Genomic DNA, 18,238 nt, shown 5'->3' with positions numbered 1-18,238 from the left:
GGCTTGCCCGACGGGCGGCCCGGTGGCCCGGTGACCCGGTGGCTTGGACGAGGCGCGGCCGGGCAGGACCTTGTGCCGGACGGCGGTGGAGGTTCCGACTCCCGGTTTTCCACAAGTGGTTGAGGGTGCGCGGCGGGTTTTCCACAGGGGTGGCGCGGTTCTGACGGCCGTGGGCACAGTGGGGACATGCGAGTACTACGGGGATGGTGGCGGGAGTTCGCGGGTCTGGTGCTGCCGGTGGCGTGCGGCGGTTGCGGACGGCCGCGTGCGCCGTCGGGGGTGTGCGGGGACTGCGCGGACGAGTTGGCAGGGATGCGGCCGGGCGGGGAGCGGCCGGGCCGGGTGCGGCCGGCGCCGGAGCCGCCCGGACTGCCCGCCGTCCATGCGGCGGTGCGGTACGAGAACGCACCCAGGGCGGTGCTCCTCGCCCACAAGGAGCGGGGCACCCTGGGGCTGGTCGGGCCGCTCGGGGCGGCGTTGGCCAGTGCGGTCCGCAGCGCGGTCGGCGTACCGCGCGCGGGTGTCCGCGGCCATGACGGCGGGCGCTCGGCCGGTGTGACGGGTGGTGCGGGGGCGGCGTATCCGCGGACCGGAAGGGTAGACGGCCCGGCAGTGGACGCGACACAGGAACTGGTGCTGGTGCCCGTGCCGTCCGCGCGGCGTTCGGTCGGCGCGCGGGGGCACGACCCGGTGCGGCGCATCGCCCGAGCGGCCGCCGCCGAGCTGCGGCGGACCGGGACACCGGCCCGGATCGCGCCGGTGCTGCGGCAGCGGCGCCGGGTCGGGGACCAGGCAGGCCTGGGCGCCCGGGAGAGGCTGGCGAACCTGGCCGGCGCCCTGGAGGTGGTGGCGGGCGGTGACAGGCTGCTGGAGGGCGGGAGGGTCGTCCTGGTGGACGACCTCATGACCACCGGAGCCACGCTCGTGGAAGCGGCACGGGCGCTCACCGCGGGGTGCGCCGGACCGGCCGGAGAGCGTGTGAAAAAGGCGGGTGTACGTCCGTCACCTGCGGGAACACGTTCGGCACCGGCGGGAACCCGAGCCGCACCCGCCGGAGAACGAGAGACGTACGGCACGGTGTCGGCGCAGGAAGCGCCGGAAGGCCGGCCTACCGGGTGGAGATCGACACGACGAAGACCTGGAAAGGGCGGAATCCGGGGCCGCACGGCCGACCCGATCGCTGCGGTTGTCGCAGCACCGCCGAATTCTTTCGAAATAAACTGGAACTGAACGGGAACTTGCATCGTTGCAGGTGATGAGAGGGAAAAACCACCTGAACGGAGGTACGCGCCGGTAGCGGGTGCCGACACCCGGCCGGGCGGGCTATGTTCAGAAGTGAGGAATGGCGGCCGCTGTGCCTCACTTATTGCACTGCCGTGCTTCAGGTTTTCCCTCGCATCCCGAGAATTCGGGGGTGTGGATCTTCCCGACGGGGGAGGAGGAGGTGAAGTCGCCCAGTCCGAGACTTCGGGGCTGACCGGAGTCTGGTGCAAGAGGGAGTCGCTCCGCCAATGAGCGGAGCAATCCGGGAACGGAGTTCTGCGTGGACATCGTCGTCAAGGGCCGCAAGACAGAGGTACCCGAGCGGTTCCGCAAGCACGTGGCGGAGAAGCTCAAGCTGGAGAGGATCCAGAAGCTCGACGGCAAGGTGATCAGCCTCGACGTGGAGGTGTCCAAGGAGCCCAATCCGAGGCAGGCGGACCGCTCGGACCGTGTGGAGATCACGGTGCACGGCCGCGGGCCCGTCATCCGGGCAGAGGCGTCCGCGGGTGACGCTTACGCCGCGCTCGACCTGGCCACCGGCAAGTTGGAGGCGCGGCTGCGCAAGCAGCACGACAAGCGCCACACCCGCCGTGGCACCGGCCGGTTGTCCGCCGCAGAGGTAGGCACGACCGTGCCCGACGCCGCGGTGATCGACGAGGACGGTCAACTTGCCGTCGACCGCACCGAGTCGGACACATCCGTACCCACGAAGAAGATCGGCTCGCTTGAGGTACAGGGCGACGGACCGCTGGTGGTCCGCGAGAAGACCCACGTCGCCGCCCCCATGTCGCTCGACCAGGCGCTCTACGAGATGGAGCTGGTCGGACACGACTTCTACCTCTTCGTCGACGCGGAGACGAAGGAACCCAGTGTCGTCTACCGGCGGCACGCCTACGACTACGGAGTCATCCACCTGAACACGGACCCGCTCGCGGAGTCCGAGGTCGGCGGTGCGGGCGGCGCGCTCGGCGGCTGAGCCGACCGAGTGGCGCACCCCGGTGCGCCGTACCACCTGGTGAGGTGCCCCCGGAGAGCGTGCGTGCTCCGGGGGCACCCTCGTGCGCGTCCCGAAAATGCCGCCTCGCCGCACGGGCATGGAATCATGTCACCGCAAGTCAAGAGGTGCTCTGCGGACCGTGGTTGGCGCAGCACATGATTTTGGGCCGTGGTCCCACGGGCCTCAGGGGGAGGAACGATGGCGGACAGCTTCGGTCCGGTCAGCGGCGGGCACGCCCGCGGCGCCGACCGCGTCGCCGATGCCGACACGGACGTGGGCGGGTCCCGCACGGAGCCCATCAGGGTCCTGGTCGTCGACGACCACGCGCTCTTCCGCCGGGGGCTGGAGATCGTTCTCGCCCAGGAGGAGGACATCCAGGTCGTCGGCGAGGCCGGGGACGGGGCGGAGGCCGTGGACAAGGCTGCGGATCTGCTTCCGGACATCGTGCTGATGGACGTACGGATGCCCAAGCGGGGCGGGATCGAGGCCTGCACCGCCATCAAGGAGGTGGCCCCGAGTGCGAAGATCATCATGTTGACGATCAGCGACGAGGAGGCCGACCTCTACGACGCGATCAAGGCCGGGGCCACGGGTTACCTGCTGAAGGAGATCTCGACGGACGAGGTCTCGACCGCGATCCGGGCGGTCGCGGACGGACAGTCGCAGATCAGCCCGTCGATGGCGTCGAAACTGCTCACCGAGTTCAAGTCGATGATCCAACGCTCCGACGAGCGGCGGCTGGTGCCGGCCCCCCGGCTCACGGACCGGGAACTGGAAGTGCTGAAGCTAGTGGCCACCGGGATGAACAACCGGGACATCGCCAAGGAGCTGTTCATCTCGGAGAACACCGTGAAGAACCACGTCCGCAACATCCTGGAGAAGCTGCAACTGCACTCCCGGATGGAGGCCGTGGTCTACGCGATGCGGGAGAAGATCCTCGAAATCCGCTGACCCCGGGGCCGGTCGGCGGCCGGGACGGCTCCGTCAGCCGAGTTCCTTGCGCAGCAGCGGATGCAGCTCGGCGGGTGTGGTGCGGTCCAGCCGCACCTCGGTGCAGCCGACCCAGGAGGCTGCCTCCCTGAGCGCCTCGGCCATGGCCGGGGCGGCCTTCGGGGACTCCAGGGAGACCTGGCGGGCGATCAGTGTGCTGCCCTCCCTCGCTGGGTCCGCGCGGCCGAGCAGCCGGCCGCCGGAGAGCAGCGGCATCGCGAAGTACCCGTGGATCCGCTTCGGCCTGGGGACGTATGCCTCCAGGCGATGGGTGAAACCGAAGACGCGCTCCGTGCGCGGCCGGTCCCAGATCAAGGAGTCGAAGGGCGACAGCAGTGTGGTGCGGTGCCTGCCGCGCGGGACGGCTCCCAGCGCCCGCGGGTCCGCCCAGGCGGGCCTGCCCCAGCCCTCGACCTCGACCGGCACCAGACCGGAGTCCGCGATCACCGCGTCCACCTGGGCGTTCTTCAGCCGGTGGTAGTCGGAGATGTCCTCCCGGGTGCCGACGCCCAGCGAGCGGCCTGCCAGGGCCACCAGGCGCCGTACACACTCCGCGTCCGAGAGGTCGTCGTGCTGGAGGCTGTCGGGAATCGCCCGTTCCGCCAGGTCGTACACCCGCTTCCAGCCGCGTCGTCTGGTGCAGACCACGTCCCCGTACATCAGGGCGCGTTCGACGGCGACCTTGGACTCCGACCAGTCCCACCACTCCCCGCCGTTCTTCGCGCCGCCCAACTCCGTCGCCGTGAGGGGGCCTTCGGTGCGGAGCTGCTCGATCACCCGCTCGTATGCACCGGGTGACAGCTCGTGGTGCCACTGCGGGCGCGCGCGGTAGGCGCGGCGCCGGAACGCGAAGTGCGGCCACTCCTCGACGGGCAGGATGCAGGCGGCGTGCGACCAGTACTCGAAGGCGTGCGCGGGCTCGGACTCGGGGGACCAGTAGGCGGACTCCACCGTGCGGCGGTCGACCGCGCCCAGCCGGGCGTAAGGAACGAGCTCGTGCGAGCGGGCCAGGACGGAGATCGTGTCGAGCTGTACGGCGCCCAGGTGCCGCAGCACGCCCCGCACCCCGGCGCGACGGTCCGGCGCTCCCAGGAATCCCTGTGCGCGCAAGGCGATCCGGCGTGCGTCGTCGGCGGAGAGAGCGACCGTGGCGGGCGGCTGGGAGGTCATGCCGGAAAGACTAGAGGGCGGCACCGACATCGGGTCGTGGCGCCCGCCCGGCGGACGCCGGCAGGTACGGGTGCAGGCCGGGCAAACCCCGGTCCGAGGGGAGCAGCGAAGCCACCCAGGCGTCGCGGGCGGTGCCCTGGTGCAGGGTGGCGGCGCGCTGGACACCCTCCATGGTGAAGCCGAGCTTCCGGGCGACGGCGCGCGACGGTTCGTTGCCGACCTCGGCCCGCCAGAGCAGCCGGTCGACGGCCATGGTGGCGAAGGTCCACCGGATCACCTCCGCCGCGGCCTCCGTGACGTAACCGCGTCCCCTGTGGGGCTTCGCCGTCCAGTAGCCGAGTTCCCAGGTGCCGGGCAGCAGGTGCAGGCCGACGCCGACCGCGCCGAGCAGCGGGCCGCCGCCGCGCGGGCGCACCGCGAGGTGGAAGCCGGTGCCGGTGCGCAGGCCCTCGCCCGAGATCTGCTCGACGAAGAAGACGGCGTCCTCGCGCGCGTAGGGCGAGGGAATCGTCGTCCAGCGGAGGATGTCCGGGTCCTGGACGGCGTGCAGGACCTCGTCCGTGTCGTCGGTGGCGAAGGGCCGCAGTTCGAGGCGCCCGGTGGTCAGCACGAAGGGTTCCATGAACAGATTGTGGTCGGGGCGGCGGCCGCGGGCGAACACTTTTCGAGAAGCTCCGGCACCTTCGGCACGTGCCGTGCGTTGACGGGACACGTGCACCGCGCGTGCACGTGGTGCGGGCGCCGCGCGTGCACCTCGGGAGCGCGGGTGCGCCTTCGTGGTGACGGACCTCCCGAGGCGGCCGGGTCCTCGCTTACGATGGCCGTTGCGGTGGGGCCCGCCTGCCGTGCCCGCGCCGAAGTCAGTACCGACCAGCAGTCACACCGACCCAGTGCACAGGCCCGACCGGCAAGGAGACCAGCCTCAGTGTCCGTCTTCAACAAGCTCATGCGTGCAGGCGAAGGCAAGATCCTGCGCAAACTGCACCGCATCGCGGACCAGGTCAACTCCATCGAAGAGGACTTCGTCAACCTCTCCGACGCCGAGTTGCGCGCCCTGACCGACGAGTACAAGCAGAGGTACGCCGACGGCGAGAGCCTCGACGACCTGATGCCCGAGGCCTTCGCGACCGTGCGGGAGGCCGCCAAGCGCGTCCTCGGTCAGCGGCACTACGACGTCCAGATGATGGGCGGCGCCGCCCTCCACCTCGGGTTCGTCGCCGAGATGAAGACCGGTGAGGGCAAGACCCTCGTCGGCACGCTGCCCGCCTACCTCAACGCCCTTTCGGGCAAGGGCGTGCACCTGATCACGACCAACGACTACCTGGCCGAGCGTGACTCCGAGCTGATGGGCCGGGTGCACAAGTTCCTCGGTCTTGAGGTCGGCTGCATCATCGCCAACATGTCGCCCGCCGAGCGCCGCGCGCAGTACGCCTGCGACATCACGTACGGCACGAACAACGAGTTCGGCTTCGACTACCTCCGCGACAACATGGCGTGGTCCAAGGACGAGCTCGTCCAGCGCGGCCACAATTTCGCGATCGTCGACGAGGTCGACTCGATCCTGGTCGACGAGGCCCGTACGCCGCTGATCATCTCGGGACCCGCCGACCAGGCCACCAAGTGGTACGGCGACTTCGCCAAGCTGGTCGTCCGGCTCAAGAAGGGCGAGCCGGGCAACCCGCTGAAGGGCATCGAGGAGACCGGCGACTACGAGGTCGACGAGAAGAAGCGCACCGTCGCCATCCACGAGCCCGGCGTCGCCAAGGTCGAGGACTGGCTCGGCATCGACAACCTCTACGAGGCCGTCAACACGCCGCTCGTCGGTTACCTCAACAACGCCATCAAGGCCAAGGAACTCTTCAAGAAGGACAAGGACTACGTCGTCATCGACGGCGAAGTCATGATCGTCGACGAGCACACCGGCCGTGTGCTGGCCGGCCGCCGCTACAACGAGGGCATGCACCAGGCGATCGAGGCGAAGGAAGGGGTGGACATCAAGGACGAGAACCAGACCCTCGCCACGATCACCCTGCAGAACTTCTTCCGCCTCTACGAAGGCCTGTCCGGCATGACCGGTACGGCGATGACCGAGGCCGCCGAGTTCCACCAGATCTACAAACTGGGCGTCGTGCCGATCCCGACCAACCGGGACATGGTCCGCATCGACCAGTCGGACCTGATCTACCGCACCGAGGTCGCCAAGTTCGCGGCGGTCGTCGACGACATCGTCGAGAAGCACGAGAAGGGGCAGCCGATCCTGGTCGGCACCACCTCGGTCGAGAAGTCCGAGTACCTCTCGCAGCAGCTCGCCAAGCGCGGCGTGCAGCACGAGGTGCTCAACGCCAAGCAGCACGACCGTGAGGCGCCGATCATCGCCCAGGCCGGCCGCAAGGGCGCCGTCACCGTCGCCACGAACATGGCGGGACGCGGTACGGACATCAAGCTCGGCGGCAACCCCGACGACCTCGCCGAGGCGGAGCTGCGCCAGCACGGCCTCGACCCCGAGGAGCACATCGAGGAGTGGGCGGCCGCGCTGCCCGCCGCCCTGGAGAAGGCCGAGCTCGCCGTCAAGGCGGAGCACGACGAGGTCAAGGCGCTCGGCGGGCTGTACGTACTGGGCACCGAGCGGCACGAGTCCCGCCGTATCGACAACCAGCTGCGCGGTCGTTCCGGCCGTCAGGGCGACCCGGGCGAGTCCCGGTTCTACCTGTCGCTCGGCGACGACCTCATGCGGCTGTTCAAGGCGGCGATGGTCGAGCGCGTCATGGCGATGGCCAACGTTCCCGACGACGTGCCGATCGAGAACAAGATGGTGACCCGGGCGATCGCGTCCGCGCAGTCGCAGGTCGAGCAGCAGAACTTCGAGACGCGTAAGAACGTCCTGAAGTACGACGAGGTGCTCAACCGCCAGCGCGAGGTCATCTACGGCGAGCGCCGCCGCGTCCTGGAGGGCGAGGACCTGCACGAGCAGATCCGGCACTTCATGGACGACACGATCGACGCGTACATCCAGGCGGAGACCGTCGAGGGCTTCTCCGAGGAGTGGGACCTGGACCGGCTGTGGAGCGCGTTCAAGCAGCTCTACCCGGTGAAGATCACCGTCGAGGACCTGGAGGACGCGGCCGGGGACCGCGCCGGGATCACCGCGGAGTTCATCTCGGAGTCCGTCAAGGACGACATCTACGAGCAGTACGAGGACCGCGAGAAGCAGCTCGGCTCGGAGATCATGCGTGAGCTGGAGCGGCGCGTGGTGCTGTCCGTGCTGGACCGCAAGTGGCGCGAGCACCTCTACGAGATGGACTACCTCCAGGAGGGCATCGGCCTCCGTGCCATGGCGCAGAAGGACCCGCTGGTCGAGTACCAGCGCGAGGGCTTCGACATGTTCAACGCCATGATGGACGGCATCAAGGAGGAGTCCGTCGGCTACCTGTTCAACCTGGAGGTCCAGGTCGAGCAGCAGGTCGAGGAGGTGCCGGTGCAGGACGCGGGCCCCTCGCTGACCAAGGAGGACGCGGTGCCGGCGGGTGCCGGGCGCCCGGAGATCCGCGCCAAGGGCCTCGAAGCGCCGCAGCGGCCCGACCGGCTGCACTTCTCCGCGCCCACCGTGGACGGTGAGGGCGGGGTCGTCGAGGGCGACTTCGAGAACACGGCGGACGGGCCGACCCGCTCCGAGTCGGACGGGATGACCCGGGCCGAGCGCCGCAAGGCGCAGAAGACGACGGGTGGGCGTCGCCGGAAGAAGTAGTTCCGCCGGTTCCGGTGTGACTGTGGACGGCACCGGCCGGACGTCTGTCCGCAAGCGGTACCGGCCGGGCGTGCATCCCTTGGGGTGCGCGCCCGGCCGTGTCTCTGGGGCGTATGTGCTCTCGGCGTGTCCGTCGTACTTGGCGTGCCCGTCGTGCTCGGCGTGTTTCCGAGGGTTCGCCCGGCCGGATGTCCGACGAGGTGTGTCAGGGCCGCCTCAGACGCCCGTCGGTACGCGTTCCCCGCCCAGTTCGATGGCTGTGCAGCGCCAGCGCTGGTCGGCGCTCTGCTCAAGGCGGAATGCCATGGCGCGGAGCTGTTCACCCGCACCGATCCTGGCGAAGGCCTCGATGACGTCTGGCCGTGGACGGAAGCCGCCGCAGTTGCGTACGACGGGGCGGCTGCCCCTGGTGCGGAACGGGGTCCGCGGCGCCAGTTCCAGCAGCTGGTCGTAGGCCCCCCTGAACATCAGGTTGAGCATGCTGTGCGCGGGGCGCTCGCCGGTCAGTACGGCGAGCAGTCGCTCGGCGAACTGGTGCTGGGGAGTCGCCGGGACACGGGGTCTGCGCACGGCCGTGGCGGAGCCTCGGCGGGCGGGCCCGACCGCGTCGCGTCGGGTGGTGCCGGGCCGGGTCGTCGTCCTGGTCATGCTGTTCGCCCCGCTCTGCCTGGCCGGTGGAGTACCGGACGGTAACTTGTCGCTGGAGATCTTGTACGGGGCCGCGGGGAGGCCTCGCAAGGGGCGCGCGTGCCAGTGCCGCGGGGGCCGGGGAATCACCTATCAGAGTGGTCCCGGCCCCGGGCCCGGCTGCCGGCCCGGGGGGCGCGCGGCGCGAGGTGGACGCCGTTACGGGGGGAGCGCGGCCCCGATGGGGGACCCGGAAGTACCCTTGAGGCCCTGTCGGGAGGCACTTCGGCCGGCGGGGCCCCGGCCCCGAAGACCTCCACGATCCGTCGACCCCGACCTCTCGATGCACCCGACGAAAGAGCGGCAGTCATGCGCGTCTACGTACCCCTGACCCTTCCCGGCCTCGCAGCGGCGTACAAGGCCGGCGAGCTGGCTCCCGGCCCGCTCGTCGCGTACGCCGTCACTCCCGGGCTGCGCGAGTGGTACGTCTCGGACGACATCGAGGAGCTGGAGTACGCGGCGCTCGGCCGGGCGGCGGCGGCCTCGCTGCGGCTGGTGGCGGGTGACCCGGCCGTCGAGCGCCGCCGGGTGGTCCTGGCCGTCGACGTGGCTGACGGGGCGGTGACCTCGGATCCGGACGGGCGCGGGATGGACGCGGGGGCGATCGGTGAGGTGCGGATCGAGGGTTCCGTACCGGCGAAGAGGTTCGCGGCGGTGCACGCGGACGCCGACGACGCCAAGGACGACGTGACGGCTGCCGCGGCGGCGCTGGGGGCGGCGGACCTCGGGGACGACGACGCGCAGTTCACGGTGGACGGGGCGGAGGACCACGAGCTGCTGTGGTTCGGGGTGCAGGAGATTCCCGGCCTGGTCGGCTGACCTCTGCTCGACCCGGGCACAACCCCCTGAGCAGGGAACTTCGCCCGCCCGGCCGCGTTGTCAGACCCGGTGGGTACCGTGCTGCCATGAGGACGCACCTGGTGTGGGACTGGAACGGCACGCTGCTCGACGACAACCACGCGGTCATCGGGGCGAGCAACGCAGCCTTCGCGGAGATCGGGCTGCCGGCCATCACCCTGGAGCGGTATCGCGAGCTCTACTGCATACCCGTCCCGCGCTTCTACGAGCGGCTGATGGGCCGGATGCCGACGGACGCCGAGTGGCTGCGGATGGACGCCGCCTTCCACCGGCACTACGTCTCGCTGCGCGCGGCCTGCGGACTGACCGAGGGCGTCGAGGAGCTGCTCACCGAGTGGGCCGCGGCAGGGCGCAGCCAGTCGCTGCTCAGCATGTACGGGCACGACGAACTGCTGCCGGTGGTGCGGGGGTACGGCATCGAGCGGCACTTCGTGCGGGTCGACGGCAGGACCGGGCCGTCGGGCGGCACCAAGGCGGCACACATGGTGCGCCACATCGCGGCACTTGAGGGCGTCGACCCCCGACGGGTCGTGGTGATCGGCGACGCCGTCGACGACGCACTGGCCGCCGCGCACGTGGGAGCGAGCGCGGTGCTGTACACCGGCGGATCACACAGCCGGGCGGCCCTGGCGGCGGCGGGAGTGCCGGTGGTGGACTCCCTCACGGACGCGGTACGGGTCGCCGAGGAGATATCGGAGGCCTGAGCGGAGGGCCGGCCGGACGGGTACGGGCCGTGCGGGTACGGGCCGGGCGGGTACAGGCCGGGCGGATACGGGGAGCGACTTGGGCGGGGCCACCTTCGGGACGTCCTGAGCGGGCCGTCCCTGGGGCCGTCCGCAGGTGGGGCGTCCCTGGGCCCGTCCGTAAATGGGTCGGCCACCCCCTGGGGCCCGTCCGTAGGTGGGGCGTCCCCGGGCCCGTCCGTACGCGGGTCGCCCCCCGGCCCGTCCGTACGCGGGTCGGCCGCCTCTGGGCCCGTCCGTAAGCGGGTCTGCCATTCCCGGGCCCCACCTGGAGTGGGCCGAGACCGCGCAGCGCGCGCCCGGGTGGAAGGCGGTCCGGGACCGCGTAGCGCCGGCGGACAGCTGTCCTGCGGACGTGCCACCGACTGCGGGCGGACGCCGGTCCGGCCGACGTGCCACCCGGACGCCGGTCCGGCCGACGTGCCACCCGGACGCCGGTCCGGCCGACGTGCCACCCGGACGCGACCCCCGCCCGGGGGCGTGCGAGGGGACTGTGCGCCCCCCCGGTGCCCCGGCACGACCGCCGAGGCACCCGTGCACCACGACGGCCCCACGCCCCGGGGTGGACAAAGCGTCGAACTTCTCCCCGAGATGTCCAACGGCCGGCGAATAACGCCACCAGGGCCAGGGGGGATAGCCTGGACCCGTGATCAGCGCGATACGCCTCGGGGGCGGTGCAGCCCCCGGCCCTCGCCCGGCGCACCACCGTGCCCGGGTCCTCGCTGGTTTTCCGAAGCCGGACGCGACGCCGAATATGCCGAAAATCGTCATGGGTGTCACCGGTATCTCTCATCGCGGCATAACGTCGTCCTCGACCGGAAACCCCGCGTCGTGGCGTTGTGTCTCCTTCTTCACCTACGTCACGCAACGGCGCGCGACAGGAGCCAGAGGACATGCAGACCAAGCTGGACGAAGCCAAGGCCGAGCTGCTCGCACGGGCCGCCCGGGTAGCTGAGAACAGCCCGGCGGGGGGACTAACTCCGACTGGGTCCGAGAGTGAAGGGGCGCCCGACCGGGACGCCCTACTCGCGTACCTCCAGCGCTACTACCTGCACACCGCCCCCGAGGACCTCGGCGACCGCGATCCGGTCGACGTCTTCGGTGCGGCGCTCTCGCACTACCGCCTCGCGGCCAACCGCCCGCAGGGCACGGCGAACGTACGGGTGCACACGCCGACGGTCGAGGAGAACGGGTGGACGTGCAGCCACTCCGTCGTCGAGGTGGTCACCGACGACATGCCCTTCCTCGTCGACTCGGTGACCAACGAACTCTCCCGGCAGGGCCGCGGCATCCACGTCGTGATCCACCCCCAGGTGCTGGTGCGCCGCGACGTGACCGGCAAGCTCATCGAGGTGCTCGCCAAGCAGATCACCGGCGAACTGCCGCACGACGCGATCGTCGAGTCCTGGATCCACGTCGAGATGGACCGCGAGACCGACCGCGCCGACCTCAAGCAGATCACCGCCGACCTGCTGCGCGTCCTGTCCGACGTCCGCGAGGCCGTCGAGGACTGGGAGAAGATGCGCGACTCCGCGCTGCGCATCGCCGACGAGCTGCCGAACGAGCCCAAGGCCGCCGACCTGCCCGACCAGGAGGTCGAGGAGGCCCGCGAGCTGCTGCGCTGGCTGGCCGCCGACCACTTCACCTTCCTCGGCTACCGCGAGTACGAGCTGACCGGCGAGGACTCGCTGGGCGCGGTGCCCGGCACCGGCCTCGGCGTCCTGCGCTCCGACCCGCAGCACCACGAGGACGACGAGACGCACCCCGTCTCGCCCTCGTTCAGCCGGCTGCCCGCCGACGCCCGCGCGAAGGCCCGGGAGCACAAGCTCCTCGTCCTCACGAAGGCCAACAGCCGCGCGACCGTGCACCGCCCCTCGTACCTCGACTACGTGGGCGTGAAGAAGTTCGACGCCGAGGGCAACGTGGTGGGTGAGCGCCGCTTCCTCGGTCTGTTCTCCTCCGCCGCGTACACCGAGTCCGTGCGCCGGGTGCCCGTGATCCGGCGCAAGGTCGCCGAGGTCCTGGAAGGCGCCGGCTTCACCGCCAACAGCCACGACGGCCGCGACCTGCTGCAGATCCTGGAGACCTACCCGCGCGACGAGCTCTTCCAGACGCCCGTCGACCAGCTGCGCTCCGTCGTCACCTCCGTGCTGTACCTCCAGGAGCGCCGCCGGCTGCGGCTGTACCTGCGTCAGGACGAGTACGGGCGCTACTACTCGGCGATCGTCTACCTGCCCCGCGACCGCTACACCACCGGCGTGCGGCTGCGGCTCATCGACATCCTCAAGGAGGAGCTCGGCGGCACCAGCGTCGACTTCACCGCGTGGAACACCGAGTCGATCCTCTCCCGGCTGCACTTCGTCGTCCGGGTCGAGACGGGCACGGAGCTCACCGTCCTCACCGAGGCCGACGTCGAGCGCATCGAGGCCAGGCTCGCCGAGGCGGCCCGGTCCTGGTCCGACGGCTTCTCCGAGGCCCTCAACGCCGAACTGGGCGAGGAGCGCGCCGCCGAACTGCTGCGCCGCTACGGTCACGCCTTCCCCGAGGGGTACAAGGCCGACCACTCGCCGCGCTCCGCGGTCGCCGACCTGGTCCACCTGGAGCAGCTCGGCGCGGGCACCAAGGACTTCGCCCTCAGCCTCTACGAGCCCGTCGGCGCCGGCCCCGGCGAGCGCCGCTTCAAGATCTACCGGACCGGCGAGCAGGTCTCCCTCTCCGCCGTCCTCCCGGTCCTCCAGCTGCTCGGCGTCGAGGTCGTCGACGAGCGCCCCTACGAGCTGCGCTGCGCGGACCGCGCGCACGCGTGGATCTACGACTTCGGGCTGCGGCTGCCGCAGCACCTGATCGGCGGCGACTACCTCGCCGACGACGCCCGCGAACGCTTCCAGGACGCCTTCGCGGCCGTCTGGACGGGCGCCGCCGAGAACGACGGATTCAACTCCCTGGTGCTGCGCGCCGGGCTGAGCTGGCGTCAGGCGGTGGTGCTGCGCGCGTACGCGAAGTACCTGCGGCAGGCGAAGTCGACCTTCAGCCAGGACTACATGGAGGACACCCTCCGCAACAACGTCCACACCACCCGGCTGCTGGTCTCCCTGTTCGAGGCGCGCATGTCGCCCGAGCGGCAGAAGGCGGGCACCGAGCTCATCGACGGGCTGCTGGAGGAGCTCGACGGCGCGCTGGAACAGGTCGCGTCCCTCGACGAGGACCGCATCCTGCGCTCCTTCCTCACCGTCATCAAGGCGACGCTGCGGACGAACTTCTTCCAGCGGGCGCAGGACGGCAAGCCGCACGCGTACGTCTCGATGAAGTTCGATCCGCAGGCGATCCCGGACCTCCCCGCCCCCCGCCCCGCGTACGAGATCTGGGTGTACTCGCCGCGCGTCGAGGGCGTGCACCTGCGCTTCGGCAAGGTCGCACGCGGCGGCCTGCGCTGGTCGGACCGGCGCGAGGACTTCCGTACCGAGGTGCTCGGTCTGGTCAAGGCGCAGATGGTGAAGAACACCGTCATCGTGCCCGTCGGCGCCAAGGGCGGCTTCGTCGCGAAGAACCTCCCGGACCCGTCGGCCGACCGCGACGCGTGGCTGGCCGAGGGCATCGCCTCGTACCGGACGTTCATCTCGGCGCTGCTCGACATCACCGACAACATGGTGGCCGGCGAGGTCGTGCCGCCGAAGGACGTCGTACGGCACGACGAGGACGACACGTACCTCGTGGTCGCCGCGGACAAGGGCACCGCGACCTTCTCCGACATCGCCAACGAGATCGCCGTGGCGTACGACTTCTGGCTCGGGGACGCCTTCGCGTCCGGCGGCTCGGTCGGCTACGACCACAAGGGCATGGGCATCACGGCCCGCGGCGCCTGGGAGTCGGTGAAGCGGCACTTCCGCGAGCTCGGCCACGACAGCCAGAGCGAGGACTTCACCGTCGTCGGCGTCGGCGACATGTCGGGCGACGTCTTCGGCAACGGCATGCTGCTCTCCGAGCACATCCGGCTCGTCGCGGCCTTCGACCACCGGCACATCTTCATCGACCCGAACCCGGACGCGGCCCTCTCGTACGCCGAGCGCCGCCGCCTGTTCGAGCTGCCCCGCAGCTCCTGGGCCGACTACAACAAGGAACTGCTGTCGCAGGGCGGCGGCATCCACTCGCGCGGCGCCAAGTCCATCCCGGTGAACGCGGCGATGCGCGGGGCGCTGGGGCTGCCGGCGGGCGTCTCCAAGATGACCCCCGCCGACCTGATGCAGGCCATCCTCAAGGCGCCGGTGGACCTGCTGTGGAACGGCGGCATCGGTACGTACGTGAAGTCGTCCGTCGAGTCCAACGCGGACGTCGGCGACAAGGCCAACGACTCGATCCGCGTCAACGGCGAGGACCTGCGGGTCAAGGTCGTGGGCGAGGGCGGCAACCTGGGTGCGACGCAGCTGGGACGCATCGAGTTCGCCCGCACCGGCGGCCGGATCAACACCGACGCCATCGACAACAGCGCCGGCGTGGACACCTCCGACCACGAGGTGAACATCAAGATCCTGCTCAACGCCCTCGTCACGGACGGGGACATGACCGTCAAGCAGCGCAACAAGCTGCTCGCCGCCATGACCGACGAGGTCGGCACCCTGGTGCTGCGCAACAACTACGCGCAGAACACCGCCCTGGCGAACGCGGTCGCCCAGTCGCCTTCGCTGCTGCACGCGCACCAGCGCTTCATGCGGCGCCTCACCCGGGACGGCCACCTGGACAGGGCCCTGGAGTTCCTGCCCAACGACCGTCAGATCAGGGAGCTCCTGAACAACGGCAGGGGCCTCTCGCAGCCCGAGCTGGCCGTGCTCCTCGCGTACACGAAGATCACCGTCGCGGACGAGCTGATCTCCACCGGTCTGCCGGACGACCCGCACCTGCGGGTGCTGCTGCACGAGTACTTCCCCGCCGCGCTCCGCGAGAAGTTCGCCGCGCAGATCGACGCGCACGCGCTGCGCCGCGAGATCATCACGACGGTGCTGGTCAACGACACCGTCAACACCGGTGGCTCGACCTTCCTGCACCGGCTCAGGGAGGAGACCGGCGCCTCCATCGAGGAGGTCGTACGGGCGCAGTTCGCGGCCCGCGCGATCTTCGGTCTCAGCGACGTCTGGGACGCCGTGGAGGCCCTCGACAACAAGGTCTCCGCGGACGTCCAGACCCGGATCAGGCTGCACTCGCGGCGCCTGGTGGAGCGCGGTACCCGCTGGCTGCTCGGCAACCGCCCGCAGCCGCTGGAGATCGGCACGACCATCGAGTTCTTCCGCGCGGGCGTCGCGCAGGTCTGGGCGGACCTGCCGAAGCTCCTGCGCGGCGCCGACCTGGAGTGGTACCAGGGCATCCTGGCGGAACTCACCGAGGCCGGCGTGCCGGAGGACCTGGCGCTGCGCGTGGCGGGCTTCTCCTCGGCCTTCCCGATCCTCGACGTCGTGGCGATCGCGGACCGCGTCCAGAAGGACCCGATGGACGTCGCCGAGGTGTACTTCGACCTCGGGGACCGGCTCGGCATCACGCAGCTGATGGACCGCATCATCGAGCTGCCGCGCGCCGACCGCTGGCAGTCCATGGCCCGCGCCTCCATTCGCGAGGACCTGTACGCCGCCCACGCGGGGCTGACCCAGGACGTCCTGTCCACCGGGAACGGCGGCTCCACGCCGGAGCAGCGCTACAAGGCGTGGGAGAGCAAGAACGCGGCCCTGCTGGGACGTGCGCGCACCACCCTGGAGGAGATCCAGGGCTCGGACGCCTTCGACCTGGCGAACCTGTCGGTCGCAATGCGCACGATGCGCACCCTGCTGCGCAACAGGGTCTGACCCCGGCCGCCGGGTGCGGAACCCGGCCGGAGCATGACACGCAGGGCCCCACCGCGACAGCGGCGGGGCCCTGCGCCGTACGGACGTGTCAGGGACTGCCTCCGGTGGTTTCCTCGTAGGCGGCCACCACCTCCTTGGCGGGCCCGTCCATCCGCAGCGTGCCCGCCTCCAGCCACAGGGCCCGGTCGCAGGTGTCGGTGATCGTCCTGTTGTTGTGGCTGACGAGGAAGACCGTGCCCGCCTCCTCGCGCAGCGCGGTGATCCGCTCCCGGCTGCGCCGCTGGAAACTGGCGTCGCCCGTGGACAGCGCCTCGTCGATCATAAGTACCTCGTGCGACTTGGCCGCGGCGATGGCGAACTTGAGCCGGGCCGCCATGCCGGAGGAGTACGTCCGCATGGGCAGCGACACGAAGTCGCCCTTCTCGTTGATGCCGGAGAAGTCCACGATCGAGTCGTAGCGCTCCCTGACCTCCCGGCGCGTCATGCCCATGGCGAGGCCGCCCAGGACGACGTTCCGCTCGCCCGTCAGATCGTTCAGCAGGGCGGCGTTGACGCCGAGCAGTGAGGGCTGGCCCTGGGTGAAGACGCGTCCGCCGTCCGCGGGCAGGAGCCCGGCAACGGCCTTGAGGAGGGTGGATTTGCCGGACCCGTTCGAGCCGATCAGCCCGATCGCCTCGCCCCGGTGCGCGACGAAGCTGACGCCCTTGACGGCGTGCACCTCGACCACGGACGGCGCAGGCGCCCGGGAGGCGAGCCGGCGGAACGCGGAGAGCGCGCTGCCGCGTCCCGTGCTCGCGGTGTGCACCCGGTAGACGACATGGAGGCCGTCGACGACGACGGTGGGGGACTCCTGCGAGGACTCGCTCCGCTCAGCCACGTCCGTACCTCTCCTCGGCCGCCCAGAAGTAGACGAACCCGCCGACGCCCGCGACGAGGGCCCAGCCGGCGGCGAGCGCCCAGACGTGCGGCGGGAGCGCGCCGGCGTCGTAACTGTCGATCAGGGCGTAGCGCATCAAGGAGATGTAGACGGCCGCCGGGTTGCACTCCAGGAGGAGCCGCACGGCCGCGGGGATGCTGTCGTCCCTGAGCACGTTCGCCATGCTCCACATCACCCCCGATGCGTACATCCAGGTCCGCAGCAGGAACGGCAGCAGTTGCGCCAGGTCCGGGGTCCTGGCCGCGAGCCGGGCCAGTACGAGCGACAGACCGGTGCTGAAGAGGGTCTGGAGCAACAGCACGGGCGCCGCCAGCAGCCAGGAGGGCTGCGGGAACTGGCCGCAGCACACGAGGATCGTGGCCAGCACGGCGAGCGAGAACAGCAGCTGCTGGAGCTGGAGCAGGGCGTACGAGACGGGCAGCGCGGCGCGCGGGAAGTGCAGGGCGCGCACCAGTCCGAGGTTGCCGCTGATCGCCCGGGTTCCCGCCGTCAGGGTGTTCTGCGTGAACGTCCAGACGAAGACGCCGGTGACCAGGTACGGGACGAAGTCCGCGACGTGGTCCTTGGTGTGCATCAGCTCGCCGAAGACGAAGTAGTACACGGCCGCGTTGAGCAGCGGGGTCAGCACCTGCCAGAGCTGGCCGAGCCGGGCCTGGCTGTACTGCGAGGTCAGCCGGGCGGTGGCGAAGGCCGTCACGAAGTGGCGGCGGGACCACAGCCCCCGGAGGTACTCACCGAGCGGGGGGCGGGCGCCGCTCACGGTGAGCCCGTGCCGGACGGCGTACGCGTGCAGGTCGGGCGGCAGGGCCCCGGGTCGGACGGCGTACGCGTGGGGGTCGGGCGGGAGGGCCCCGGACCGCGCCGTGCGCGTGACGGGCGGGCCCGGGTGCACGTCGGGTGGGCCCGTACGGCGGGGCGGCGGGCTCGTACGCGTGACTGGCGGGCTCATACGTGCTGCTTTCTCCGGGGCAGAGGCAGAGACGACGTCGGGACGGGCCCGTATCATCGTGGCGACGACAG

Annotated in this window: 12 protein-coding genes; 7 read left to right on the top strand and 5 right to left on the bottom strand. The window is 70.7% G+C overall.

Annotated elements, in window-relative coordinates:
• The first annotated feature begins 186 nt into the window (after positions 1–186).
• The 3 genes from ACIQM4_RS32895 to ACIQM4_RS32885 all read left to right on the top strand — a co-directional run bounded on the left by ACIQM4_RS32895 (position 187) and on the right by ACIQM4_RS32885 (position 3,211).
• On the top strand, positions 187–1,230 hold the full coding sequence (locus ACIQM4_RS32895) for a ComF family protein (RefSeq protein WP_401598980.1): 1,044 nt from the start codon (positions 187–189) through the stop codon (positions 1,228–1,230).
• A 313-nt stretch (positions 1,231–1,543) separates the two neighbouring features.
• Positions 1,544–2,239: a ribosome hibernation-promoting factor, HPF/YfiA family gene (hpf, locus tag ACIQM4_RS32890; protein WP_401598979.1), complete on the top strand. Its 696-nt coding sequence runs from the start codon at positions 1,544–1,546 to the stop codon at positions 2,237–2,239.
• Between the two features lie 219 nt (positions 2,240–2,458).
• A complete protein-coding gene (locus tag ACIQM4_RS32885; protein WP_401598977.1) occupies positions 2,459–3,211 on the top strand; it encodes a response regulator in 753 nt (250 codons plus the stop codon).
• Positions 3,212–3,244: 33 nt separating this feature from the next.
• Here the strand turns inward: ACIQM4_RS32885 and ACIQM4_RS32880 are convergent, their stop codons facing one another.
• Complete coding sequence (locus tag ACIQM4_RS32880; protein WP_401598976.1) at positions 3,245–4,420, bottom strand: winged helix-turn-helix domain-containing protein; 1,176 nt, start codon at positions 4,418–4,420, stop codon at positions 3,245–3,247.
• Between the two features lie 10 nt (positions 4,421–4,430).
• Positions 4,431–5,042 carry a GNAT family N-acetyltransferase gene (locus tag ACIQM4_RS32875; RefSeq protein ID WP_401598974.1) on the bottom strand — a complete coding sequence of 204 codons (612 nt, stop codon included), beginning with the start codon at positions 5,040–5,042 and terminating at the stop codon, positions 4,431–4,433.
• A gap of 303 nt (positions 5,043–5,345) precedes the next feature.
• Between ACIQM4_RS32875 and secA the strand changes: the two genes are divergently transcribed.
• Positions 5,346–8,165 carry a preprotein translocase subunit SecA gene (secA, locus tag ACIQM4_RS32870; RefSeq protein WP_401598972.1) on the top strand — a complete coding sequence of 940 codons (2,820 nt, stop codon included), beginning with the start codon at positions 5,346–5,348 and terminating at the stop codon, positions 8,163–8,165.
• 216 nt (positions 8,166–8,381) lie between these two features.
• Here secA and ACIQM4_RS32865 read toward each other — a convergent pair whose 3' ends face one another.
• Entirely contained in the window at positions 8,382–8,813 is a 432-nt protein-coding gene (locus tag ACIQM4_RS32865; protein WP_401598970.1) for an Rv3235 family protein, read from the bottom strand.
• Positions 8,814–9,161: 348 nt separating this feature from the next.
• Between ACIQM4_RS32865 and ACIQM4_RS32860 the strand changes: the two genes are divergently transcribed.
• The 3 genes from ACIQM4_RS32860 (at position 9,162) to ACIQM4_RS32850 (ending at position 16,281) form a co-directional block, all read left to right on the top strand.
• Positions 9,162–9,671 carry a DUF6912 family protein gene (locus ACIQM4_RS32860; RefSeq protein WP_401598968.1) on the top strand — a complete coding sequence of 170 codons (510 nt, stop codon included), beginning with the start codon at positions 9,162–9,164 and terminating at the stop codon, positions 9,669–9,671.
• Positions 9,672–9,757: 86 nt separating this feature from the next.
• Positions 9,758–10,414 carry an HAD family hydrolase gene (locus ACIQM4_RS32855; RefSeq protein WP_401598966.1) on the top strand — a complete coding sequence of 219 codons (657 nt, stop codon included), beginning with the start codon at positions 9,758–9,760 and terminating at the stop codon, positions 10,412–10,414.
• Positions 10,415–11,346: 932 nt separating this feature from the next.
• On the top strand, positions 11,347–16,281 hold the full coding sequence (locus ACIQM4_RS32850) for an NAD-glutamate dehydrogenase (RefSeq protein WP_401598965.1): 4,935 nt from the start codon (positions 11,347–11,349) through the stop codon (positions 16,279–16,281).
• A gap of 88 nt (positions 16,282–16,369) precedes the next feature.
• On the opposite strand, the gene ACIQM4_RS32845 is transcribed toward ACIQM4_RS32850, so the two are convergent.
• Both ACIQM4_RS32845 and ACIQM4_RS32840 read right to left on the bottom strand, forming a co-directional pair.
• Positions 16,370–17,158: an ABC transporter ATP-binding protein gene (locus ACIQM4_RS32845; protein ID WP_401598964.1), complete on the bottom strand. Its 789-nt coding sequence runs from the start codon at positions 17,156–17,158 to the stop codon at positions 16,370–16,372.
• Complete coding sequence (locus tag ACIQM4_RS32840; RefSeq protein ID WP_401598962.1) at positions 17,151–18,167, bottom strand: ABC transporter permease; 1,017 nt, start codon at positions 18,165–18,167, stop codon at positions 17,151–17,153. The genes ACIQM4_RS32845 and ACIQM4_RS32840 overlap by 8 nt, the downstream gene beginning before the upstream one ends.
• Between the last annotated feature and the right edge of the window lie 71 nt (positions 18,168–18,238).

The sequence above is a fragment of the Streptomyces sp. NPDC091272 genome (assembly GCF_044757485.1).
Taxonomy (GTDB): Bacteria; Actinomycetota; Actinomycetes; order Streptomycetales; family Streptomycetaceae; genus Streptomyces.
This window is presented reverse-complemented; position numbering and strand designations above follow the sequence as displayed.